The organism is Acinetobacter sp. 24-47-66 (genome assembly GCF_056779755.1).
Genome location: NZ_JBWYIL010000001.1, coordinates 285,904 through 310,304, shown reverse-complemented (window position 1 = coordinate 310,304; position 24,401 = coordinate 285,904). Strand labels below are relative to the sequence as shown.

The window sequence follows — 24,401 nt, the reverse complement described above, 5'->3', positions numbered from 1 at the left end:
ATTCCTTATAACGCAACTGCTTCAATTAAACCTTGTTCTTGTAACTGACCCTGCATCGCCAGCGCGAGAACTGCCATACGCACTGCAATACCATTGGTCACCTGATTCAAAATCACTGATTGAGGACCATCTGCAATACTTGAATCAATCTCAACACCACGATTCATCGGTCCTGGATGCATCACGATACAATCAGGTTTGGCCAAAGCCAAACGCTCTTTGTTCAAACCATACATTTTGTAAAATTCAGCTTGTGAAGATAATGCAGGAGAATCGATACGTTCATTTTGAATACGTAAAGTAATGATGACATCACAATCCTTAATCCCAGCTTCCATATTGTTAAATAGGCGAACACCTTCACCATATTCATTGAAGCCATAAGGAAGTAAAGTATTCGGCGCAATCACACGAATATCTTTACAACCTAATGTTTGCAATGCAGCCACATCAGAACGTGCAACTCGTGAATGTTTAATATCCCCAATGATCGCAATGGAAATATCTTCAAATTTTTTATTGGTTTCACGACGAATCGTAAGCATATCCAACATTGCTTGTGTTGGATGCGCATGACGTCCATCACCCGCGTTGATAATCGCAACAGTTGGACAAACATCCTTCGCAATAAAATGTGCAGCACCTGATGAAGAATGTCGAACAACAAAGATATCGGCCGCCATTGCTTCTAAATTCCACAATGTATCTCTCAGTGTTTCGCCTTTAGAAGTACTTGAGCGGGCAATATCAATATTGAGTACGTTGGCAGAAAGACGTTTTGCCGCTGCTTCAAATGTAGTTCGTGTACGTGTCGAATTTTCAAAAAACAGGTTCATTACAGTTTTGCCTTCAAGCATATTATTGGTAATGAGCTGATTTTGGTCATTAAAAAAGGAATGTGCAGTGTCCAATATTTTTGTAAGAGTTTCTTTTGAAAGGCCTTCGATGGTGAGGAAGTGTTTGAGATTCCCATCTTGGTTGAGTTGAATCTGGCTCGGTGTATGCAATGCAGCGAAGTGCATGAGAGATTCCTTATACGTTAAGTCAACGTATTATACAGATTCTAAAATGATTTGGCAGTGACCCACACGGCAGCTGATCAATAACTAACTTAATCACGACTTATGGTGTTTCATAAAAATTTTCAAAAACTTAATTTAACCAAAAGCATTCCATTGAAATCGTCTAAATCCTTAAAAATAAGGCTCATAACTCCTAGATAAAAGCTTGTTTATCTTTATTTTCATACATATATTCAATCAAATTTCCCTGAAATAGTGAGTTAGATTTTAAAAATAGAAATTTCAACAAATGATCTACTCATGGTTTTATGGATATGTTAAAAAATGAGTGAGACACATCTGTATAGCAATCACGATTAAAAGACTTCCCATCACCCTATTCAAAATTCTTGCTCGATTTGCCACATTAAGAAACTGAGCCAATTTTTCCCCTGCATATCCCCAAAGCCATAAAGAGACATAGCAGACCATAAAATAAATCAAAACAAAAAGCGCTAAATAAACACTATTCTCTGAAGCTGAAAATAGGGCTGTACCTGAAACGGCGGCAATCCAAGCTTTTGGATTCAGCCACTGCATTAACGCACCTTGCGTAAAATTTGGAATCTTCTCTAGATCTTTGTGATCTGTTCGAATTTTTCGCCTTTAGCGCTTAAAATATTCCAGCCAATCCAAACCAATAGAGCCGTTCCTAACAGCGCAATAGCATCCAAAAGAACCGGATACGATAAAATAATCTGATATAGACCAAAGCAAACTGCTGCAAGTAAAGCAGTAAATCCAATGGCTGCACCTGAAATAAAAGCAAAAGTTTTTCGAACACCAAAGTTCATACTGCTACTGAGAATAGTTAAATTAACAGGTCCAGGAGAGATAGACATCGATAATGAAAAAGTAAACATAGAGAAAATTAAAGCCAGCATATTTTTTTATCTTTTAGTGTTTTTTAGTTTTATGGGGCTATATCAACCAGTTTCAATCAATCTTTAAATTTAAATTATTTTTAAAATGGTTGTATCAGCGCATTAAAGCAGTTTTAAAATCAAAAATAAGTTAAAATACGCGATTGCTTTATTTGTCTTTGGGAATGTTCATGAATTCTAAACCTCGTCTTTCTACATATTGGGTTACCTGTGCAGATGGGCTTGAAACCTTACTTCAAGAAGAAATTGAAGGTTTAGGAGTACAAAACGTTGAACGTTTCCCTGGGCGATTGGTTTTCAAAGGTCAATTGGCTGATGCCTACCGCATTTGTATGTGGTCTCGTCTTGCATCACGTGTTTTGACGCCTATCCATACGTTTGAAGTTGAATTTACTCACGATGCACGCGATGTAGCTGAAGAACTCTACGAAGGTGCAAATAGTTTTGACTGGTCGCTTATTTTTGCACCTCAAAGTACATTTGCTGTGCGTTTACATGTCGAACGTGAGATCAAAGTCAACAGCCAATTCGCCACCTTACGTGTGAAAGACGGTATCGTAGATTCCTTCATGGAGGCTGTCGGTAAGCGTCCAAGCATCGATATCAAACAACCAGAAATAACCATTTACGCTTTGGCTGGTAAAAAAGAACATACTTTCTGTTTAGATTTGTCTGGCGATTCATTGCATAAACGTGGCTATCGCCACTATATGACTGATGCACCGATCAAAGAAAACTTGGCTGCAGCCATTCTTCAACATGCAAAATTAATTGAAAATAATCCAGATATTGTTCTTGATCCAATGTGTGGTTCAGGCACATTCATTATTGAAGCTTTAATGATGTTAACTGACCGCGCGCCTGGTTTGGTTCGTCGTTTTGGCTTTAATGGCTGGAATGGTCATGATCATGATCTTTGGATGCAAATTAAAGGTGAAGCTGCGGAACGTCACAAGGTTGCCTTAGAAAAACCGCTTCCAAAATTCTATGCCTTTGACGCAGATTGGGAAGCAGTAAAAGCAACCAAAAATAATATCCGCGCTGCAGGATTTGAGGCATTGCTCGATCAAATTCAAATTGAAGAGCGCACCCTTTCTGATTGGCCAGATTTTAAGGCAGAAGGTAAATCTGTGGTCGTTGTCACTAACCCACCTTATGGTGAGCGTCTTGGTGATAAAGGCTCTAGCCGTTCATTCTATCTTGGTCTATCTGGCTTACTTCAAAAGAACTTTGCCAACCAAACTGCCGCAGTTATTGCAGCTCAAATTGAACAAGCAGACGTGTTGGCATTTAGCGAAACTCAAACGCTTCGCTTAATGAATGGTAAGCTACCTATTTATATTCGCTCAGGTAAGATTAAGCCACCTGTTGTGACACAACCTTTCTTAGCCAATTGGCAACCACTTCAATTCGATAAAATTGAAGGTGCTGAAGATTTTACAAATCGTTTGCAAAAGAATATGCAGAATTTGAAAAAATGGGCAGTGAAAGAAAATATCTATTGTTTGCGAATTTATGATGCTGATCTACCAGACTTCAATGTCGCTGTAGATCTATATGGTGACCGATTGCATGTTCAAGAATATGCCCCACCAAAATCAATCGATCCTGAAAAAGCGAAAAAACGTTTTAATCTTGCTTTGCAAGCAATCCGTGCTGTCACAGGTTTGGGCCGTGATGCCATTTTTATCAAGACTCGTGCTCGTCAGGAAGGTAAAAACCAATACACCAAACAAAGTACTGCCTCTAAACGCTTTATCGTTCAAGAAGGCAAAGCGAAAATTTTGGTTAACCTCACAGATTATTTGGATACTGGCCTTTTCCTCGATCATCGCCAAATTCGCTTACGCATCGCTGCTGAAGCGAAAGGTAAACATTTCCTTAATCTATATAGTTATACCTCAACTGCAAGTTTACATGCTGCGTTAGGTGGTGCTGCGAGCACGACCAGTGTCGACCTTTCAAATACTTATTTGAACTGGTCTAAAGAAAACTTTGTCTTAAATGGTTTAACAGTTGATCATGCTGACCAACAACACCAGTTCTTTGCCAGCGATTGTTTTGAATGGTTAAAAGAAGGTCATGAACAATATGACTTAATCTTTATCGATCCGCCAACGTTCTCGAACTCTAAAAAATTCCATGGTACGTTTGACGTTCAACGTGATCACTTATCCCTGATTAAACGTGCAATGAATCGCTTAACCACTGGTGGTACACTGTATTTCTCAAATAACTATCGTGGTTTTGAATTAGATGACGAAATCAAAGCGTTTTATGACATTGAAGAACTCACCCATGAAACAATTGGTCTAGACTTTAAACGTAATACTAAAATTCACCGTTCATGGAAAATTACACATCTTCAAGCCTAATGATTAGAGAGCTTGACCAATAAAAAAGGGCAATTCGTTTGCCCTTTTTTATTTTCTTAAATTTTTTGAAGGTGAATATTCCTTTGTCACAATAATGGTTGGATCTGTTGAAACATAGACAGTACGTGGTAGCGTATCATAAGGATAATACGTCAGTGGTTTAATGGTTTTGCTAATCTGCTCAGGATCTGCTTTTTTGCTCAATTCAAAATCAGAAACTGCATTTGAAACCAATTGCTTCTGATTAAATTCTTCTGCTTGAGTCTGAGCCAAATGTTGTTGATTTTGTATTTGTACCTCAGCGCTCTGTGATACTTCTTTTTTTAATTCTTGCACTAAATTTTCATTCAAATTCTGATCAATCACTTGCTGTTCGATGAGTTCAGATTCATCTAATTGCTGTGCAGTTGCCCATTGGAAACCACACATCAGCATGCTAGAAATTAAAATTGACCGTCGAAAAGTAACACTTATAAATTCCATTTTTTATCTCGAGAATTATTATTGTAATTTTATTTATATATTTATTAATTACAGCTAATCAAGTGCGTTCACCCGCATTCCGATGAACGCACTATATTCTTAAATACGACTCACTTCAAAGTAAGAGTATTTAGAACGATCAATCACGTCATAGGGTTTACTTTCATAACTATGAAGCGTGTGAACTGCTTTCATTTTATGTGATGAACACTGCTCTAGAACTTGCTTACGTGGATCATTCTCAACAACTGTCACACAAAATGATGTTTTACCCTGAGCCTTCACTAATGTGTTGACATTGGTCAGCATAAACTTTAGTACGTCTAACGCACTTGGATCACAGAGGAAACTATGCGTCATGAGATAATCAAAGGATTGCCCTTCTTCGGGAAGCGTTAACTGTCCAGTAATACGAGCATAAGTGTTATAGACAGGTTTTAACAGTTTTAACGTTGTAGAATAACTCGCCACTTTAGTTTGTTTGAAATCTTTTTGATCCCATAAACCAAATAAACCTACGATTTTATGATCTGAATTGAGCACTAAATGAAAGTCTTCTAACCTCAACCCATACCAAAAAGGATGATTAGCTTCCAATAACACTTTAAAGTCATAATCAGGTAAAAAATTATAATGGGACGCCATTTCTTGTATAAAACCATTGACCGCATCAATCTTATCTATGGTCATTGTTTCAAGCCGAAGTTCAGCAGAATGCTTAAACTTAGGCACCTTAGAAATGGTAAAAGTGGTCATCGAATCAAAGATATAAGGTAAAGCGTATCCTTCTCTTTCACGATGCATCATATTACGAGCTACTTTATTATCTTCTAAAATCACACTTTGAAAGATAATTTCACGAGGGAAACATTCAAAAATGTATTCCATAAATACATTAAACGCTTTTTTACCCCGTGCTGTAAGTTTGATTCTTAAATCTGATACATAGCGTAATTGTTCAGTAACGCCATTGATCCAATACGATTTCCAACCGATGTTCATCATGGCAATAATTTGATCAGGCTGATCTTGATGTACGACAACCAAAATTTCAGGCTTATTATATTGTGCATGTGTAGCCCGAAAATAACTCGGTTTCCGCTCAAATGAAATCACCATACCATTACTCGGCATACTTTCAGAAATCAACTCAATCAATTGAGGATCATCTTGCTCCGCAGCATAACGTAGATAAAATTCAGGCGAGGTTTTTGATCGATATAGTAAATTTTGCTCTGTCATTTTTAAATTCTTAAATAAATTTCATTTTCTTCAATGGTTCTGGCTTGATATTCCCCTCAATCATGCCATTGCGCATTGCGATTGTCTTATATTCATGCCATGCATCTTCCACATGCATCACGCGTGCTTCATCTAATTGCCCTAAATTACGTGCCAATTCATAGTGAAAATTTTGTTTTAGCAATTGATCTAACTGTTGATCGGACGGCTGCCCACTCACACTACCCTCAGAAAGCAAAACATAATAAGGTTTCGATTCAGTCTGTTCTATTCCGAGTAAACTAATGGGTAAAAAACCGTTTTGTTTAAATGTATCGATCACACTCAAAGCAACAGATTGATCAATCTTTTCTCCGACCAAATCAACTGTCATCTTTCGACCAAGAAATTTAAAGCACGGAATGCCCTGATAAAAAGAATCAACCAATAATTCATCATCAATAATGTAGCGTTTTAGGCCAGACCCTGTCGTAATAATCGGACTCACGATTTGACCTGGTTTAAGCTGCCAAGCAGGGTAAATTTGCTGAGTATCTAAATCTTGAAACTCATAAAAATGAGCTTGATACATCAAGGGATAATGATCATCTAAAGGTATAGTCACTACGCCTTCAGTGGCCCAAAGCCCTTTACCTTCAAAACTCACACCCTTAATTGTGGTTTTTAAAATTTGTGCCCAGTGCTGTGCGCTTGCGGTATCCCAAGATGAAATTAAAAATAGCTTTGGCCACAATTTTTTCCAACAAGTCGGATCTTCCAAATCTAATCGTTCTAGAATCTGGCTACGTTTTACTGATTTTTTGATTTTTAAAAAATCTAAACTTTGACGACTCCACTGACCAGTCGATAAAACCTCAACGATTTCACTCTTATTTTCTTGGATAATTTCGATCAGTTGCAGTGCAAAAGTTGGGCTCCACACTGAAATCATGCCGAGATTTTCATCTCTGACTAAATATACAGCCGTAGCGAACATCGCATCTTCAGCAGTTTCTGCCAAAGCAATGTCAGCAGGCACGGCCTGCGTAATTTGAGTTAAAATTCGTTTTGAAAAAGAAAGTAAGGCACTATCATCATTTAAATTATGAGTGGTCGTCAGTTGACGCTGGCTTTCAGGCAACCAAGATACAGACCAATAGTGTGTTGTACGTTTTAGTTCAGGATAACGACGATATAAACTCGTGAGCCATAAACCAATCGCCTGATCTATTTCACCTAAAAATTGTTGGGTATATGGAATAAATTTGAGTGCTTCACTTGAACCACTTGTAGGCTGGAATCGGATAATTTTACTTTTATTAAGTAAATTTACGCCTTGATTACGTGATGCTTCAACTTTCTGCTTCCAATCAGCATAACGTGTTACTGGAAAATGTTGAGCAAACGACTCATATTCCATCTTTGGATCATCACATATAACTTTTAATTTATCACGCTGAACTTTTTCCAATTGATCAGCGTATTGATAAAAGTCTTTAAATGATTTTTTACAGGCCAAATTTAAAACTTGATGAGCTGCAAATATCACAGACATTAGGCCACCTTAGAATCTTGATCTTGATCTTTGGTTTGAGCCGATTTAGATAATTTATCTTTATTCAGATTCGACTTATTTTTTTTGAGCGATGATTTTTTCACAAACCTTACCGCTGTTTGCAAAATATCAACCCAACGCAGCTCACCAATACACGGTAATTCAGTACCTTGAACCCAAGATGGATTGCATTCCTCAAAAAACTCAATTTTACGATTTTTCTGGCGCATTTCTTCTGTTATTGGAGCCACATCAGGTTTCAGACACTGATAGTTTTCTCCAAAATCAATCAGCTTTGATTCATCATCATAGTATTCTGCAAAATACTCACGACAATATGCTTTAACATAATCTTTTAAATATTCATCTTTATTTTCTGGATTTGGATAATAGTGATAATAATTATTTGCAAGAAGTAAGTAGGTCTTAAAGCCCTTTGAGATCAGCATCCAATAGATCGGTACACCCGTATGACGTAATTTGAAGGTCATTACATAACGAAACATCGCACGTTGTAATGCTCGACTACCCCAATACGCCTCCTCAATAATGGTATCACCACTAAAAAAAGCATGGGCAGTTTTACCATTCACGGTAAAATTTCGCTCCATTACAGTTGAGAAACCCACTAAAAAATCTTTTTTGGGTTCTCGAATGATAAACACACCAGTCTTTTCCAGAAGGTCTCTTTCAAAAATTTCAAAGACTGTATTTGAATAATAGTTACTGTAAATATTGAACATCTTTTCAATATCACGGGGTTTTAAATCTTTTACCTTAACAAACTCACTATAAGGTTCTTTTTTTAATTTTCGGAGTCGTTTTAATTCTAGCATATTGATCCCATTAAGCTAAACAATGAATTCCTTTTGTGAGTCAATAAACAAATTAAACATTTATTCACAAAAATATTGAGTGCAATCTTATACTTAATAGATTTGAGTAGCAATTTTATTAAAAAATAAATTTATTATTTTTAAATCACTTAAATGAAAAAAAACCTGAACTAATTCAGGTTTTTTAAGTTTGTTTATTAAATCCTAATTTAATTTAAGTTTACTAAAACTCAAATTTCCATCGGTACTTTGTATAACAATTGTATCTCCTGGCAAAAATTCTCCCGCCAAGATTTTTTGAGCCAATGTATTTTCTACCTTTTGTTGAATAGCACGTTTAAGTGGTCGAGCCCCATAGATTGGGTCATATCCTGCCTCAATTAATTCATCGAAAGCAGTGTCATCTACAGTCAAACTTAAATCACGATCAGCCAAACGAGCACGTAAGCGATCTAACTGAATATCCGCGATACCTCGAATCTGCGATTTTTTCAGTGCATGGAAGATTACAAGCTCATCAATTCGGTTAATAAACTCTGGTCTAAAATGCTCAGAAACAGCAGCCATCACAACACTTCGTACATCTTGTTCCGTCGCCATGTCACCTAATTCGCGCACTTCATTTGAACCTAAGTTTGAAGTCATGACGATTACTGTATTTTTAAAATCCACCACACGCCCTTGCGAATCAGTCAAGCGACCATCGTCAAGTACCTGAAGCAGAATGTTAAATACATCTGGATGAGCCTTCTCTACTTCATCAAATAACACCACGCTATAAGGCTTACGGCGTACTGCTTCAGTTAGCACACCACCCTCTTCATAACCAACATAACCAGGAGGTGCTCCCACCAAACGACTAACAGAATGTTTCTCCATAAATTCAGACATATCGATACGGATCATGGCATCGTCACTGTCAAATAAGAAGTTTGCTAAAGCTTTAGTTAACTCAGTTTTCCCAACGCCAGTTGGACCTAAAAATAAGAATGAACCACTTGGGCGATTCGGATCTGAAAGTCCAGCACGTGAGCGTCGTACAGCATTAGAAACTGCAACTAACGCTTCATCTTGACCTACGACGCGGTTATGTAAAAATGTTTCCATACTGAGTAATTTTTCACGCTCACCCTGTAGCATTTTTGCTACAGGAATTCCTGTTGCTGCACTTACAACTTCGGCAATTTCATTGTCCGTCACTTTATTACGCAATAATTTAGGTTCAACTTTCTCTTCAGATGCTTCTTCACTGAGTCGTTTCTCCAAATCAGGAATAACACCGTATTGAAGCCGAGCCATTTCAGCTAGATCATTTTCACGTTGTGCCTTTTGCATCGCAATACGTGCTTGATCAAGCTCAGCCTGAGTTTGTTGATCGCCTTGGACCAAACGCTTTTCAGAAATCCACACTTCTTCAAGATCGCTGTATTCCTTCTCCACTTCAGCAATTTGTTTTTCTAAGTGTGAAACTTCAGCTTTACTTCCTGCATCTTCATCTTTTTTTACAGCCTCAAGCTGTAATTTCAGTTGAATAAGACGACGTTCTAATTTATCTAGAGACTCAGGTTTTGAATCAAGCTCCATCTTAATTCGAGATGCCGCTTCATCAATCAAATCAATCGCTTTATCTGGTAGTTGACGATCTGTAATGTATCGATGCGACATTTTAGCTGCAGCAATGATGGCAGAATCTAAGATTTTAACACCATGATGTACTTGATAGCGCTCTTTTAATCCACGTAAAATCGCAATCGTGTCTTCAACACTAGGCTCATCAACCAATACTTTTTGGAAACGACGTTCAAGTGCTGCATCTTTTTCAATGAATTGTCGATATTCATCTAATGTTGTAGCACCTACACAACGTAATTCTCCACGTGCTAAAGCAGGCTTCAACATGTTACCTGCATCCATTGCACCGTCGCCTTTACCTGCACCGACTAGAGTATGCAACTCATCAATAAAGAGGATAATTTCACCATCATGTTTAGCAAGATCTTTTAATACAGCTTTTAAGCGCTCTTCAAATTCACCACGATATTTTGCACCAGCTAAAAGCGATCCAAGATCAAGTGATAAGACACGTTTATTTTTTAAACTTTCAGGCACTTCTCCATTAACGATACGCTGTGCTAAACCCTCAACAATGGCAGTTTTACCGACACCCGGCTCACCAATCAAAACAGGATTATTTTTTGTACGGCGTGATAAAACTTGAACTGTTCGACGAATTTCATCATCTCGCCCAATCACTGGATCAAGCTTGCCAGAAAGTGCTCGCTCAGTGAGATCGATGGTGTATTTGTTTAATGAATCACGTTGATCTTCATGATTGTTACTCATGACTTTTTCATCACCTCGAACTTTAGTTATCGCCGCTTTTAAACCTGCGGATTGAACTCCAACCGCATTCAAAATAGTTTTGGTTGCACCCGTTTCCGCTAAACCAAGTAACACCCAATCTGTTGAAAGAAACTCATCACCCGATTTTTGTGCATAACTATCTGCCAAGTTAAGCGCTTTAACCACATCTGGACTGAGATTGATATCCCCAGTTGGATGGGCAAGTGTTGGTGCATCAGCAAGCGCCTGTTGCAACTTTGTGCTCAATTCTCGTAAATTCGCCCCTGCCTGCTGCAACAAACTCATATTTGATGGCTCTTCAATCAGTGTCGATAGTATATGGATGCCTTCAATCGCTGTATGATCCTTGCCCATTGCTAAAGATTGCGCATCAGATAAGGCTTGCTGTAAGCGATTTGTAAATTTTTCAAAACGCATTATTATTTTCCTCACAACAAATTTGGTACTTGCTTAGTTAATGGGTGAGAAGCGTCATATTTCAAGTCGGTTTTTTAATTATTTTCTTAAATTTCAATTATTTAAAAAATAAAGATAGATTATAATTATAATATTTGTGCTGCTCATACATTTTTCAATACCACTTCACAATTTTTTCATGGTGATTATGATATTTATCTACTATTCACTAGATATGACAAAGAAAATATATTCCCCGTAAACGGTCATTATTGTTCTCAAATCATCACATAGGAGTACGCCGAACTTATATCGACCTAATCGGTACATGTTGTGCAAAATCATTCAATATGAATTTATAAGATAAACAATCAATTTTATATTTATTTAAAGAATATAGATAAAACTTATAATAATCACCGTTTTCCATAAACGGATGATTTAATCATTCAGGCATACTTACATGAATCATTTTATAAATCTCTCAGAAAATAAAGTCCATCAAGATAAAATTAAATTTATTTTATCTGAAGCAAAAAAAAATGTAGAAGATCATACACTCCTCTTTGCAGGCTCTTTAAAACCCCAAGATGCGTGGCTTTTGTTCCAATCCCAACAAGCGATCATTATTGATGTTAGAACACATGAAGAGCGAAAATTCGTAGGTTATGTCGAACATTCAGAACATATTCCTTGGCTGACAGGCATCTCACTTGAAAGAAACCCAGAATTTTTAGAAAAGTTACAATCTTTTGTTAATGCTTATGACATCATCTTACTCATGTGCCGTAGTGGTAAGCGCTCTGCAGCAGCGGCGAGTGTGGCGTACAATGCTGGTCTCACAAACGTATATAATATCGATCAAGGTTTTGAAGGTGATTTAGACCCCAACTCCCATCGTGGTACTTATAATGGCTGGCGATTTCACAATCTGCCATGGGTACAAGAGTAAAATTGATTTAATGACTTTACATAAAAAAAGCAACCTTAAGGTTGCTTTTTTCAACTCGATAAAATCAATCTTCAGCTTCAATGATTTCAAAATCATGTGTAATTTCAACACCGCCATCTGAAAGCATTTTACTTGCTGAACAATATTTTTCTGCAGATAATTCAACCGCTTTAGCGACTTGCTTTTCTTTGACTGCTTTTCCTGTAACCACAAAATGCAAATGTATCTTCGTGAAAACCGCAGGAACTGTGTCTGCCCTCTCGGCTTTCAACTGACATTGAACACCCATCACATCTTGTCTAGATTTCTTTAATATAGTCACAATATCAAACGAAGCACACCCACCAAGCCCCATTAATATAAGTTCCATCGGACGTGGACCACGGTTTTCACCACCGTAAGCTTCAGCACCATCCATGATAATTTGGTGACCGCTTTCAGATTTTGCTTCAAAAGCAACATTCTCTAACCAATGTACGCTAGTATGCATTGCAACTACCTAAAAAAAACTATAAATTTACTTAGGACTGTACACTAGCATATATTGAGCTGATAAGGAATTTCACCTCTTATGCTTCACGTGGCAAGTTTATTTAGGTCTAAAGATCTAGTTACTATCCAAATCGGAATTTAAAAAGCATGACTTCTAATTTTTCACAACTTAGTACAGATGCTTTGTCGCCAGGTCAATTACCTGAATCTGTCAAAGCTTTGCTCAAGCGTGCGCACATCAATAGATTTCCAAAACGAACTTCAATTATTGATGCGGGCTCAGAGTCGAAATCTCTGTATCTAATTTTAAAAGGGTCGGTTTCAATTATTTTACGTGAAGATGATGAACGTGAAATTGTTGTAGCCTATTTAAACCCAGGGGACTTTTTTGGAGAGATGGGATTATTTGAAAGTAATCCTCAGCGTACTGCAGAAGTACGTACACGTGATGTATGTGAGATTGCTGAAATTTCATATGCTAACTTCCATGAAGTAAGTAAGCAGTATCCAGATCTTAGCTATGCGGTGTTCGCACAGCTCGTTCGTCGCTTAAAAAATACAACTCGAAAAGTAACTGACCTAGCATTTATTGATGTATCGGGTCGTATTGCACGTTGTTTAATCGACTTGTCAGCTCAACCTGAAGCAATGATTCTTCCAAATGGACGCCAAATTCGTATTACTCGTCAAGAAATTGGTCGTATTGTAGGTTGTTCACGTGAAATGGTTGGTCGTGTTCTTAAAACACTTGAAGAACAAGGCATGATTGAAACTGATGGTAAAGCTATCTTAATTTTTGATTCATCATTAGAAGCAGTAAATTCTGTTGAAGAAGACTTTGACAGCAATGATGATGAATAAATTTTCATCTGATCTACATTCAAAAAAGCAAATCTGACGATTTGCTTTTTTATTGCCTTTTTTCTGAAAACTTTCGAATTTATTTTACATACGTTTTGAATCTTAGATTAGGTATGATTTCAATATATCAGCTTAAAAAATACAGCAAGGATGTTTAGCATGAAATTTAATCGACTTGGGCAAACAGATATACACGTTCCCGAAATTTGTTTAGGAACAATGACCTTTGGTGAGCAAAATAGCCAGTCCGAGGCTTTCCAACAACTGGAATATGCACTCGAGCGGGGGTTAAATTTTTGGGATACTGCAGAGATGTACCCAGTACCACCTAAAGTCAAAACTCAAGGCGCGACGGAAGAAATTATCGGCAATTGGATTCAACAGCGTGGCCAACGTGATCAACTTTTTCTTGCTTCAAAAATTGCAGGTCCAGGTCAAGGTGGTAGCAATATTAGAAGCGGTATAACTCGCTATAATGCCAGCGATATTAGCTCAGCCTTAGACTTAAATCTTAAACGCTTAAAAACTGACTATATTGATCTTTATCAGCTGCATTGGCCTCAACGCCCAACCAATATGTTTGGTCAATTGGGTTATACCAATCACCATGCTCACAGTACACTAGATATCACACCACTCGAGGAAACTTTAACTGCCCTTCAAGCGGAAATTAATAAAGGTAGAATTCGTTATATCGGACTCTCCAATGAGACACCATGGGGAACCATGAAATTTCTACACTTAGCTGAAAAGTTAGGGTTGTCTAAATTTGTTTCTGTACAAAATCCTTATAACTTATTAAATCGCACCTATGAAATCGGCATGTCGGAGATTGCTAAATTTGAAGGCATTGGTTTACTGGCCTATTCACCTCTTGCTTTTGGCTATTTAACAGGAAAATTTAGACATGGTGCGAGACCTGCACATGCCAGAGTCACCTTATACTCTAGATTTGTACGTTATAGTAATCCTGAAAGTGAATGGGCAACTGAACAATACGCCCTTTTAGCAGAAAAACATGGACTGACATTAACGCAATTGGCTTTAGCTTTCATTAAACAGCAGTTCTTCGTCACCAGCACAATCATTGGTGCAACTGATTTAAATCAACTTAAAGAAAATATTGATGCTTTTGATGTGTCATTGTCAGAAGAAATACTTCAGGAAATTGAGCTCATTCATAAACAACAGCCAAATCCAGCACCTTAAATGTCTAAGAAACCTGATTTAAATACATTTGAATCAAAGCCATACTGTGATAACAATTTTACTGAGTGGTGAATATAAAAAAGGATGCAAACGCATCCTTTTTTTGTTTTATTCTTTTAACGGCGACTTTGGTTATAAATCGCTTGAGCAGCAGGTAAATTTTTACGCATCGCTTCGATTCGTTGAGCATTTGAAGGATGTGTTGATAAGAAAGATGCATTACCACCATTACTTGCTTTCGCCATCTTTTCCCATAATGTAATCGCTGCTTGTGGGTTATAGCCAGCTCGAGCCATTAACATTAATCCACCCTGATCAGCACGGCTCTCCAAGTTACGTGAATAAGGCAAGCCTACACCCAATTGAGAACCAATTTGCGCAACTGCAGCGCCACCTTGACCCACACCAGCAGCACTTAAACCGACACCTAAAGCCAAGTCAGTTAAAGCTTGAGCACCCAATTTACTTTTCGCATGCTCTTCCAAAGCATGGATCATTTCATGTCCCATGATGGCCGCAATTTCAGCATCTGTTAAATTTAAACGTTCCACGATACCTGTATAAAAAACAACTTTACCACCTGGCATGACAGAAGCATTTAATTCACTTGATTTAATTACAGACACTTGCCATTGGAATGGCTGACCCGTTTGATTCATTTGATCAGCATATGGACGCAAACGATTGTAGACATTCGTAATACGCTTATAAGTATTTGAGCTTGTATCCAATAAGCCCTTACTGCGAGCTGTATCAATGGCTTGAGAGTAACTTTGTGCAGCAGCTGCATTTAATGTCGCTGAGTCCGCACCCGCCATATCCGCAAATGTTGTACACCCTGAAATCGAGATCACCGCAGACGCAGTAAGACCGAGCAATAATTTGTTCTTCATTATAATGTTCCAATCTACTTGAAAGTACTTGTTCTTAATTATAAACAAACTCAACTACGCTTAATATCTCATTTTTCTTCACTTTTTTATTTGTTATGTAATTTAGTAAACAAATTGATAGCTAATCCAAAAGACCAAACAAAAAATATTAAGCACGAGATAGGTTTGACTCCACGGTTTTAAACGAGTTTCGAGCTTCTTATCTTTACGCTTAAAAAATAAATAGGTGTTTTGAATTAAAATAATAGGGACCAATACGCAAGCGATCATAATCGACAGTCCAATAAAGACTTGGTATACCACATCTTCCGCTACAGTTTGAGATCGTATTATCATCATCGCAATCGTGGGTGCACCCCCCATTGCAAATAACAACGAATAAAACATTGTTCCAGAAATATTCTTATGCATCCTGCACACTCTATTATTTTATATATTCGATTTTAACAATCTCTAAGATTCAGCACAGCCAATTTTTATAAAACTTTGGTCGTTGTTTAGATCAAAAAAAGCCCTGTGATATCACAGGGCTTTTTTAAAACTTTTAATTAAGCTTCAAATGGGTGACGAAGAATAATCGTTTCATCACGGTCTGGACCAGTTGATACGATGTCGATTGGACATTCGATTAACTGTTCAAGTCGCTTAATATAGTTGATTGCTGCTTCTGGCAATTGGTCTAAAGATTTAGCACCAAAAGTAGACTCAGTCCAACCAGGCATTGTTTCGTAAATTGGTTTTAAAGTTTCAAATGCAAGTGCATCAGAAGAACCTACGCAGCCCGAATCTGCAGCTTCATAACCTACACAGATTTTGATTTCTTCTAAACCATCAAGAACGTCAAGTTTAGTCAAGCAAATCCCCGAAAGTGAGTTCACTTCTACTGAACGACGAAGGATTTCAGCATCGAACCAACCACAGCGACGTTGGCGACCAGTAGATGCGCCAAATTCTGAACCTACAGTACCAAGGTGCTTACCAATTGCATCACCAACATCGTTTGCAGCATCATAAACCAACTCAGTTGGGAATGGACCTGCACCTACGCGAGTTGTATAAGCTTTGGTAATACCCAATACATAGTCAAGGTGTAGTGGACCAAGACCAGAACCAGAACTCACACCACCAGCAGTCGTATTTGAAGATGTTACGTATGGATAAGTACCATGGTCAACATCAAGAAGTGAGCCTTGAGCACCTTCAAACATGATATTGTCACCGTTCTTACGATATTTATGCAATTCGCCAGTAACATCAACAACCAGTGGAGCAACAACTTCACGCCATTGATCACATAACGCAAGCACGTCTTCAAGCTTAACCGCTTCTACACCGTAGAACTGTGTTAATTGGAAGTTATGGTATTCAAGTAACTCTTCAAGCAATGCTTTAAGATGATCACCACCACGCACTAAATCAGCGACACGAACCGCACGACGTGCAACTTTATCCTCATACGCTGGACCAATACCACGACCTGTTGTACCAATCTTGGCATTCCCACGTTTTTTCTCACGTGCTTGGTCTAATGCAATATGGTTTGGCAAAATTAATGGACAGTTTGGAGAAATACGTAAACGTTCTTTAACTGGCACACCTTGCTCTTCAAGAATCGTCATCTCTTTGATTAACGCTTCAGGAGAAAGCACTACACCGTTACCAATTAAGCAAAGTACGTTTTCACGTAAAATACCAGATGGAATGAGGTGTAAAACAGTTTTCTTACCACCTACGACGAGAGTATGACCTGCATTGTGTCCACCTTGATAGCGAACAACTGCAGCCGCTTGATCTGTGAGCAGGTCAACGATTTTACCTTTACCTTCGTCGCCCCATTGGGTACCAAGTACCACAACATTCTTGCCCATAATAGCCTCATTGCATCATGCTGTTAAAATTGAAGAACATGATTTGAAATTTAGTATTCAAATCAGGTGATTAAATCTGTTCGAGTTTCCACTCACCCGCTTGATTCACCAACTGGTGAGTCGCGTTAGGTACTGAATTCAACTCATCTTGACCAAGCAACTGCACAACGCTTTTACCTTGATCACGTAATCCTTGAATTGCTTTGACTAGGTCAGCATTATTTCCCTTAGGTGCAACGATCACTTCCAATGCTTTAAATTGACCAGCGCTTAAAGCGTATAAGTCACATGAAAAGCCAGTTGCTGGACGTGCACGACCAAAATGCTCACCAATACCATCATAACGTCCACCTTGAGCTAATGGTGCAGCACGATTTGGTGCATACACTGCATACATTAAGCCAGTGTGATAGTGATATGAACGAAGCTCTACAACATCGATACCAATATGCAGATTTGGCCAACGTTGCTGAATCGCATCTTGTGTGCTTTGAACTGCATTAAATGCTTCTTGGAATGCCGAATCTTCTAAGATTTCTTGGCTTAAATGTGATTTTAAAGCGACTAAATCACTTGCATAACGACCAAGCACATAAAAATCAGAGCCGAATTTAAGTTGTTGCGTATATTCAGCAAGCTCTGGTAATGCTTTACGCTGATATAAATCAGATAGATGCGACTCTGTAGCTTTGTTCAATCCTGCATGTTTGACTAAGCTACGGAATAGACCAACGTGTCCAATATCTAAATGGATCGCCTCAGTTACACCTGTATTTTTTAATAATTCCAACATGACATCGATCATTTCGACGTCAGCATCGATACTGTCTGAACCAAACAACTCAGCACCGAGCTGTAAAGGCGCACGTGTGGTATTGAAACCTTGTGGTTTGGTATGAAGTACCGTTCCAGCGTAGCAATAGCGTGCAACACCTTCAACTGGATACACGTGTGCATCAATACGCGCCACCTGAGGCGTCATATCTGCACGCACACCAAGTAAACGACCAGAAAGTTGATCGATTACTTTAAATGTGGCTAAGTCTAAATCTTGATTCGATTCTGAAAGAGAAGATAGAGATTCGATGTATTCAATAAATGGCGTGTACACCAATTGATAACCTCGAGCTGCGAGGAAATCTAACGCGGTACGACGCAAAGTTTCAATAACTTGCGCTTGCTCTGGTAATACATCAGCTACACCATCAGGTAATAACCATGTCTCTGAAATGGGCATGTTGTAAACCTAAATTCTGTCAGCGCGGAACAAATCCGCATAAAAAAATCGGGAACACACCCGATTTCTCCTAGTCTATCACGATCAACCCCCATGTGCATCAGACTTTTAAATAATTAAATCGGAATTTTAGATTATTCATAAGCTTCTATTGGTAATTCTGAACGCACTAGCAGTTGATCTATGTTATAGACTTAAGCCTTTATAAAAGACACAGCATTTCAGTTTCATGACTGATCTGGAAATGAATGACATAAATCTAGTAAACGATTGGTATATCCCCATTCATTATCATACCAAGCATAGACTTTAGCTTGCTTCCCGACCACCATGGTTTGAGTTAAATCTACAATGAGTGAAAACGGAGAATGATTAAAGTCAGATGATACTAAAGGCTCATCTGTTACCGACATAATTTCCGAAAATCGCTCTCGTGCTGCTGAAATTAACGCTTCATTTAACTGATGGTCTGTAATTGGCTGTTGCGCTATAAATGTTAAATCAATAGCTGCCACATTAATGGTAGGAACACGAATTGAGTAACCGTCTATTCGCCCTTCCATTTTTGGCATGACACGTTTGATTGCACCAAGAGCAGATGAAGTCGTTGGAATAATGTTTTGCCCAGATGCCCTCGCACGACGTAAATCGCGGTGAACATGATCTAAAACGGATTGATCCGCTGTAACAGCATGAATTTCTGTCATTAACGCACTTTCTATACCAAAGGCATCGTCAATAATTTTGACCAGAGGAACCAATGCTTGTGTCGTACATGAAACACTCGAAATAATCTGATCCGTAGTTTTAACCTCTGTATGATTTACCCCGTAGACGATTGCAGCATCAACCGTATCAAAAGGTGCAGCCCCAATTATCACGCGTTGAGCGCCAGCATTGAGATGGCGTGTAGCTTCTGCTCGAGATCTAAATAAACCAGTACACTCTAAAACAACATCAACGTTTAAACGCTTCCATGGTAGTTGATCTGGTTCTGTTTGACAGTGGACTTCAATAGATAATTTTTTTTGATAGGCATAAATATTGAGAAATACCTGCTCTGCAACATAACTCAACTCCACTTCCCCATGAAATCTTCCATGTGTGGTGTCATATTTAAATAAATGAATTAAAGTTTCTACATCAGCCACATCATTAATCGCAACGATTTCAAAATTGAATTGTTTTGGATTTTCAAACCAAGCTCTTAAAACATTTCGCCCGATTCGTCCAAATCCGTTAATTGCGATACGTTGCATATGTAACCTTCAACTCTTTAATACAAGTTCTTGAAAGCTCTATGTTAAAGTATTTCTAAAATATACAGTAATAAATAATGGTCTTATGACTACTCAATATTTTTGATTGATCTTCGGGCGAGATACACAGCTTAAGCATTTAAGAATCGTCTCAACAACGTTAATGCTTAAAATTCCACCTAAAACCAGAATTAAAGAGAATTGTCATTAAAACACTTTAAAATCATTGGTACAGGTGGCAAATTCCGTTATAATTTGGCGTTTTTAAACTTTTAGCCCGGTATGCTGGGGTGAATTTTATTGTGAATTCGCACTTTATTTCCCAGACATATTATTTGCCAATACAGAATTAATGGAGTGACTTGGTTGTGAGTACTCGTTTTATGACATCAGCTGAAATTCGTGAAGCATTTTTGCGTTACTTTGAATCGCAAGGCCACACACGTGTCGCGTCGAGTTCTCTAGTTCCTGCCAACGACCCAACTTTGCTCTTTACAAATGCTGGTATGAACCAGTTCAAAGATTGCTTCTTAGGCCTAGAAAAACGAGATTATGTACGTGCAGTGTCATCACAAAAATGTGTTCGTGCTGGCGGTAAACATAACGACTTAGATAACGTGGGCTACACAGCTCGTCACCATACGTTTTTTGAAATGTTAGGTAACTTCTCTTTCGGAGATTACTTTAAACGTGACGCGATTAAATTCGCCTGGGATTTCTTAACCAATGAAAAATGGTTAGGCCTACCTAAAGACAAATTATATGCAACGGTTTATCACACTGATGATGAAGCATTCGACATCTGGAACAAAGAAATCGGTCTAGATGAGTCTCGCATTATTCGTATCGGCGACAACAAAGGCGGTCAATACGCTTCTGATAACTTCTGGGCAATGGGTGACACAGGTCCTTGTGGTCCATGCTCTGAAATCTTCTTTGACCATGGCGATCACATTTGGGGTGGTTTACCAGGTACACCAGAAGAAGATGGCGACCGTTTCATCGAAATTTGGAACAACGTATTCATGCAGTTTAACCGTACTGCTGATGGCGTACTTCACCCTCTTCCAGCACCTTCCGTTGATACAGGTATGGGCTTAGAGCGTATTTCTGCTGTTTTACAACACGTAAACTCAAACTACGAAATCGACCTATTCCAACATTTGCTTAAAGCTGCAGCTGAAATTATTGGTTTAGATACTGCTGAACTTGAAGCGAAAGCACAAGCTGAAGGCAAACCAGTTGAATACCCTGCGTCTTTAAAAGTAGTTGCAGATCATGCACGTTCATGTTCATTCTTGATTGCTGATGGTGTAAACCCTTCAAACGAAGGCCGTGGTTATGTACTACGTCGTATCATCCGTCGTGCAGTACGTCACGGTAACAAATTGGGTGCGACAGGTTCATTCTTCCACAAAATGTTGAAGCCTTTAATTGAGGTGATGGGCGCTGCCTATCCTGAACTTGAAGCACAACAAGCGCGTATTGAAGCTCAACTTTTAAAAGAAGAAGAGCAATTTGCTAAAACCTTAGAACAAGGTTTGAAATTGCTTGAAGGCGAACTTGCTAACTTAAAAGGTTCTGTAATTCCAGGCGAAGTGGTATTCAAACTTTACGACACGTACGGCTTCCCAACTGACTTAACGGCTGACATCGCACGTGAACGTGATTTAACGATTGACGAAGCTGGTTTTGAAAAAGAAATGGCTGCTCAACGTCAACGTGCACGTGATGCGGGTAAATTCGCAATCGACTACAACAGCGTTGTAAAAGTTGAAGGCGAAACTCAGTTTGACGGCTACGATGCAACTGCTGGTGAGGGTCAAATCATCGCAATCTATAAAGATGGCGAACAAGTTGATGAAGTCGTTGAAGGTGATGAAGCTTTAATCGTTCTAAACCAAACACCTTTCTATGCAGAAAGCGGTGGTCAAATCGGTGATACAGGTATCTTTAAAAACGATACAGGTATTTTCGAAGTTCAAGACACGAAAAAATCTGGTGGTGCGTTCGTTCACCAAGGTATCGTGACCATGGGTAACTTTAAAGTTACTCAAAATGTAGAAGCAACAGTTAAAGCAGACATCCGTGCAGCAACAGCACGTAACCACTCTGCGACTCACCTTCTACATGCTGCACTTCGTCAAATCTTGGGTTCACATGTTCAACAAAAAGGTTCATTGGTTGCTTCTGACGTGTTACGTTTCGACTTTGCCAATGATCAACCCGTGACATTTGAACAGATTCAAGAAATTGAACGTCTGGTAAATGCTGAAGTGATTGCCAATACGCCTGTAACAACCGAACTCCTTGACATCGAATCTGCAAAAGCTAAAGGCGCGATGATGTTGTTTGGTGAGAAATATGGCGAAGAAGTTCGCGTACTTTCTATGGGTTCAATCATTGAAGAGAAAAACTTCTCGATCGAACTTTGTGGTGGTATTCACGTTAAACGTACAGGTGACATTGGTCTGTTCAAAATCACTTCTGAAGGTGGTGTTGCTGCAGGTGTACGTCGTATTGAAGCAGTTACAGGTACGAAAGCAATTGAAGTGGCTCAGAAAGCTGATCGTGACATCAACACGATTAATGGCTTATTGAAAGCACAAAAAGATCAAACGATTGAGAAAGTTGAAGCCTTAGCGGACACAGCATCAAGCTTACAAAAGCAAATCGATCAATTGAATCAAAAACTTGCACATTTACAGGCGGGTGAGCTACTTAGCCAAGTTGAGGAAATTGCAGGTCGCAAAACGTTAATCACGACTGTTCAAGGTATGGATGCGAAATCACTTCGCAATCTACACGACGGCGTGAAATCAAAATTAGAAAATGCTGTGATTGTCCTTGCAGGTGTAGAGGGTGACAAAGTGAGCTTGATCGCATCTGTAGCTAAAGACTTCACAGCTTCTATAAAAGCAGGTGACATCATCAAACACTTAGCAACTGAGCTTGGTGGTAAAGGTGGTGGTAAGCCTGATTTGGCACAAGGTGGCGCGCCACTTAACGAGAAGTTTGCTTCCGTCATGGCAGAATTAACTGCTTGGCTAGCTGCAAAATAAAACTTCACCTTTTGTGTAACTGACCTTGAACAACTCTTCAAGGTCATGGTTTATATGGAACAACTATGGCATTAATCGTTCAAAAATATGGCGGTACTTCAATGGGTACTCCTGAGCGCATTTTAAATGTTGCTCGTCGTGTAAAGCGTTGGCATGATCACGGCCACAAGGTTGTGGTTGTTGTATCAGCAATGAGTGGTGAAACCAATCGCCTACTCGCTTTAGCGAAAGCCATTACCGACACCCCTGACCCACGAGAATTAGACCAAATGGTTTCTACGGGTGAACAGGTAACGATTTCAATGTTAGCAATGGCACTGAATTCTATCGGTGTGGAAGCTAAATCTTTGACTGGACGCCAAGTTGGTATTAAAACTGACAGCTCATTCACAAAAGCACGTATTGAATCAATTGATACAGATGTCATGACTGAACAATTAGATGCTGGTCGTGTCATCGTTGTTGCAGGTTTCCAAGGTTTTGATGCTAACGGCAACACAACAACTTTGGGTCGTGGTGGTTCTGATACCTCTGGCGTTGCATTAGCAGCTGCACTCAAAGCGGATGAATGCCAAATTTATACAGATGTGGATGGTGTATATACAACAGATCCACGTGTTGCACCAAAAGCGAAGAAAGTTGATCGTATTTCTTTTGAAGAAATGCTTGAAATGGCTTCTCTTGGTTCTAAAGTTTTACAGATCCGTTCTGTTGAGTTCGCGGGTAAATATCAAGTCCCTTTACGCGTACTCTCTAGCTTCGACAATGAAAATGATGGCGCATTTGACGAAGAATTTAAAAACAACGTCGGAACACTTATCACTACTGAATTGGAAGACAACATGGAACAGCCAATTATCTCTGGTATCGCATTTAACCGTGACGAAGCTAAATTAACTATCTTAGGTGTGCCTGATCTTCCTGGTATTGCATCTAAAATTTTAAAACCGATTGGTGATGCTAATATCGAAGTGGATATGATCATCCAAAACGTTGAAGAAGATGGTACAACTGACTTCACATTCACAGTCAATCGTGGCGAACTTGCTAAAGCAAAAAAAATTCTTGAAGAAACTGCTCAAGCAATCGGTGCCCGTGAAGTTGCAACACGTGATGATATTGTAAAAGTATCTATCGTAGGTGTTGGTATGCGCTCTCATGCTGGTGTTGCAAGCAAAATGTTTACAGCACTTGCTGATGAAGGCATCAATATCCTGATGATTTCAACTTCTGAAATCAAAATCTCTGTTATTATTGAAGAAAATTATTTAGAGCTTGCTGTTCGCTCACTTCACACTGCGTTTGGTCTTGACCGCGGACATGGCGAGTCTAGCGCACGTGCTTAATTTTCTGTCATGAGTTAGCAGAAACAATGCATACTTGATGAAGAAAT

Annotated in this window: 20 protein-coding genes; 6 read left to right on the top strand and 14 right to left on the bottom strand. The window is 38.8% G+C overall.

Annotation, left to right across the window (positions count from 1 at the left end; genetic code table 11):
- Positions 1–5: 5 nt before the first annotated feature.
- The 3 genes from AC1M84_RS01405 to AC1M84_RS01395 all read right to left on the bottom strand — a co-directional run bounded on the left by AC1M84_RS01405 (position 6) and on the right by AC1M84_RS01395 (position 1,945).
- Complete coding sequence (locus AC1M84_RS01405) at positions 6–1,022, bottom strand: aspartate carbamoyltransferase catalytic subunit (RefSeq protein ID WP_481594270.1); 1,017 nt, start codon at positions 1,020–1,022, stop codon at positions 6–8.
- A 306-nt stretch (positions 1,023–1,328) separates the two neighbouring features.
- Positions 1,329–1,601 (bottom strand): hypothetical protein, encoded by a 273-nt coding sequence (locus AC1M84_RS01400; RefSeq protein ID WP_481594269.1) that lies wholly within the window; start codon positions 1,599–1,601, stop codon positions 1,329–1,331.
- Between the two features lie 32 nt (positions 1,602–1,633).
- A complete protein-coding gene (locus AC1M84_RS01395) occupies positions 1,634–1,945 on the bottom strand; it encodes a LysE family translocator (protein ID WP_481592937.1) in 312 nt (103 codons plus the stop codon).
- A gap of 170 nt (positions 1,946–2,115) precedes the next feature.
- Between AC1M84_RS01395 and rlmKL the strand changes: the two genes are divergently transcribed.
- The gene (gene rlmKL, locus AC1M84_RS01390) at positions 2,116–4,320 is read left to right on the top strand and encodes a bifunctional 23S rRNA (guanine(2069)-N(7))-methyltransferase RlmK/23S rRNA (guanine(2445)-N(2))-methyltransferase RlmL (protein WP_481594268.1); all 2,205 of its coding nucleotides are present in this window, start codon (positions 2,116–2,118) and stop codon (positions 4,318–4,320) included.
- A 48-nt stretch (positions 4,321–4,368) separates the two neighbouring features.
- On the opposite strand, the gene AC1M84_RS01385 is transcribed toward rlmKL, so the two are convergent.
- The 5 genes from AC1M84_RS01385 to clpB all read right to left on the bottom strand — a co-directional run bounded on the left by AC1M84_RS01385 (position 4,369) and on the right by clpB (position 11,196).
- The gene (locus tag AC1M84_RS01385) at positions 4,369–4,803 is read right to left on the bottom strand and encodes a hypothetical protein (RefSeq protein ID WP_481594267.1); all 435 of its coding nucleotides are present in this window, start codon (positions 4,801–4,803) and stop codon (positions 4,369–4,371) included.
- Between the two features lie 99 nt (positions 4,804–4,902).
- The gene (locus tag AC1M84_RS01380; protein ID WP_481594266.1) at positions 4,903–6,045 is read right to left on the bottom strand and encodes a GNAT family N-acetyltransferase; all 1,143 of its coding nucleotides are present in this window, start codon (positions 6,043–6,045) and stop codon (positions 4,903–4,905) included.
- A 10-nt stretch (positions 6,046–6,055) separates the two neighbouring features.
- Positions 6,056–7,579, bottom strand: a complete 1,524-nt coding sequence (locus tag AC1M84_RS01375) for a GH3 family acyl-acid amido synthetase (protein ID WP_481594265.1) — start codon at positions 7,577–7,579, stop codon at positions 6,056–6,058.
- On the bottom strand, positions 7,579–8,415 hold the full coding sequence (locus tag AC1M84_RS01370; RefSeq protein WP_481594264.1) for a hypothetical protein: 837 nt from the start codon (positions 8,413–8,415) through the stop codon (positions 7,579–7,581). Before AC1M84_RS01370 ends, AC1M84_RS01375 begins: the two co-directional genes overlap by 1 nt.
- Before the next feature lie 204 nt (positions 8,416–8,619).
- On the bottom strand, positions 8,620–11,196 hold the full coding sequence (gene clpB, locus AC1M84_RS01365; RefSeq protein ID WP_481594263.1) for an ATP-dependent chaperone ClpB: 2,577 nt from the start codon (positions 11,194–11,196) through the stop codon (positions 8,620–8,622).
- 442 nt (positions 11,197–11,638) lie between these two features.
- Between clpB and AC1M84_RS01360 the strand changes: the two genes are divergently transcribed.
- On the top strand, positions 11,639–12,127 hold the full coding sequence (locus tag AC1M84_RS01360; protein ID WP_481594262.1) for a rhodanese-like domain-containing protein: 489 nt from the start codon (positions 11,639–11,641) through the stop codon (positions 12,125–12,127).
- Positions 12,128–12,191: 64 nt separating this feature from the next.
- Here the strand turns inward: AC1M84_RS01360 and AC1M84_RS01355 are convergent, their stop codons facing one another.
- Positions 12,192–12,617, bottom strand: a complete 426-nt coding sequence (locus AC1M84_RS01355) for an OsmC family protein (protein WP_481594261.1) — start codon at positions 12,615–12,617, stop codon at positions 12,192–12,194.
- A 149-nt stretch (positions 12,618–12,766) separates the two neighbouring features.
- On the opposite strand from AC1M84_RS01355, the gene crp reads away from it, so the two are divergent.
- Together crp and AC1M84_RS01345 are read left to right on the top strand one after the other, a co-directional pair.
- The gene (crp, locus tag AC1M84_RS01350) at positions 12,767–13,480 is read left to right on the top strand and encodes a cAMP-activated global transcriptional regulator CRP (RefSeq protein WP_481594260.1); all 714 of its coding nucleotides are present in this window, start codon (positions 12,767–12,769) and stop codon (positions 13,478–13,480) included.
- Positions 13,481–13,639: 159 nt separating this feature from the next.
- On the top strand, positions 13,640–14,689 hold the full coding sequence (locus AC1M84_RS01345) for an NADP(H)-dependent aldo-keto reductase (RefSeq protein WP_481594259.1): 1,050 nt from the start codon (positions 13,640–13,642) through the stop codon (positions 14,687–14,689).
- 116 nt (positions 14,690–14,805) lie between these two features.
- Here the strand turns inward: AC1M84_RS01345 and AC1M84_RS01340 are convergent, their stop codons facing one another.
- The 5 genes from AC1M84_RS01340 to gap form a co-directional block, all read right to left on the bottom strand.
- Positions 14,806–15,582: a M48 family metallopeptidase gene (locus tag AC1M84_RS01340; protein WP_035265878.1), complete on the bottom strand. Its 777-nt coding sequence runs from the start codon at positions 15,580–15,582 to the stop codon at positions 14,806–14,808.
- Positions 15,583–15,684: 102 nt separating this feature from the next.
- Positions 15,685–15,993, bottom strand: coding sequence for a hypothetical protein (locus AC1M84_RS01335; protein ID WP_481594258.1), 309 nt, complete (start codon positions 15,991–15,993; stop codon positions 15,685–15,687).
- Positions 15,994–16,130: 137 nt separating this feature from the next.
- Positions 16,131–17,450 carry an adenylosuccinate synthase gene (locus AC1M84_RS01330; RefSeq protein ID WP_035265875.1) on the bottom strand — a complete coding sequence of 440 codons (1,320 nt, stop codon included), beginning with the start codon at positions 17,448–17,450 and terminating at the stop codon, positions 16,131–16,133.
- 70 nt (positions 17,451–17,520) lie between these two features.
- Entirely contained in the window at positions 17,521–18,687 is a 1,167-nt protein-coding gene (locus AC1M84_RS01325) for an ATP phosphoribosyltransferase regulatory subunit (RefSeq protein ID WP_481594257.1), read from the bottom strand.
- Positions 18,688–18,914: 227 nt separating this feature from the next.
- The gene (gap, locus tag AC1M84_RS01320) at positions 18,915–19,946 is read right to left on the bottom strand and encodes a type I glyceraldehyde-3-phosphate dehydrogenase (RefSeq protein WP_481594256.1); all 1,032 of its coding nucleotides are present in this window, start codon (positions 19,944–19,946) and stop codon (positions 18,915–18,917) included.
- Between the two features lie 368 nt (positions 19,947–20,314).
- Here gap and alaS point away from each other — a divergent pair, with 368 nt between their 5' ends.
- The gene (gene alaS / locus AC1M84_RS01315; RefSeq protein ID WP_481594255.1) at positions 20,315–23,008 is read left to right on the top strand and encodes an alanine--tRNA ligase; all 2,694 of its coding nucleotides are present in this window, start codon (positions 20,315–20,317) and stop codon (positions 23,006–23,008) included.
- A gap of 65 nt (positions 23,009–23,073) precedes the next feature.
- Positions 23,074–24,354 carry an aspartate kinase gene (locus AC1M84_RS01310; protein WP_481592925.1) on the top strand — a complete coding sequence of 427 codons (1,281 nt, stop codon included), beginning with the start codon at positions 23,074–23,076 and terminating at the stop codon, positions 24,352–24,354.
- Positions 24,355–24,401 lie beyond the last annotated feature (47 nt).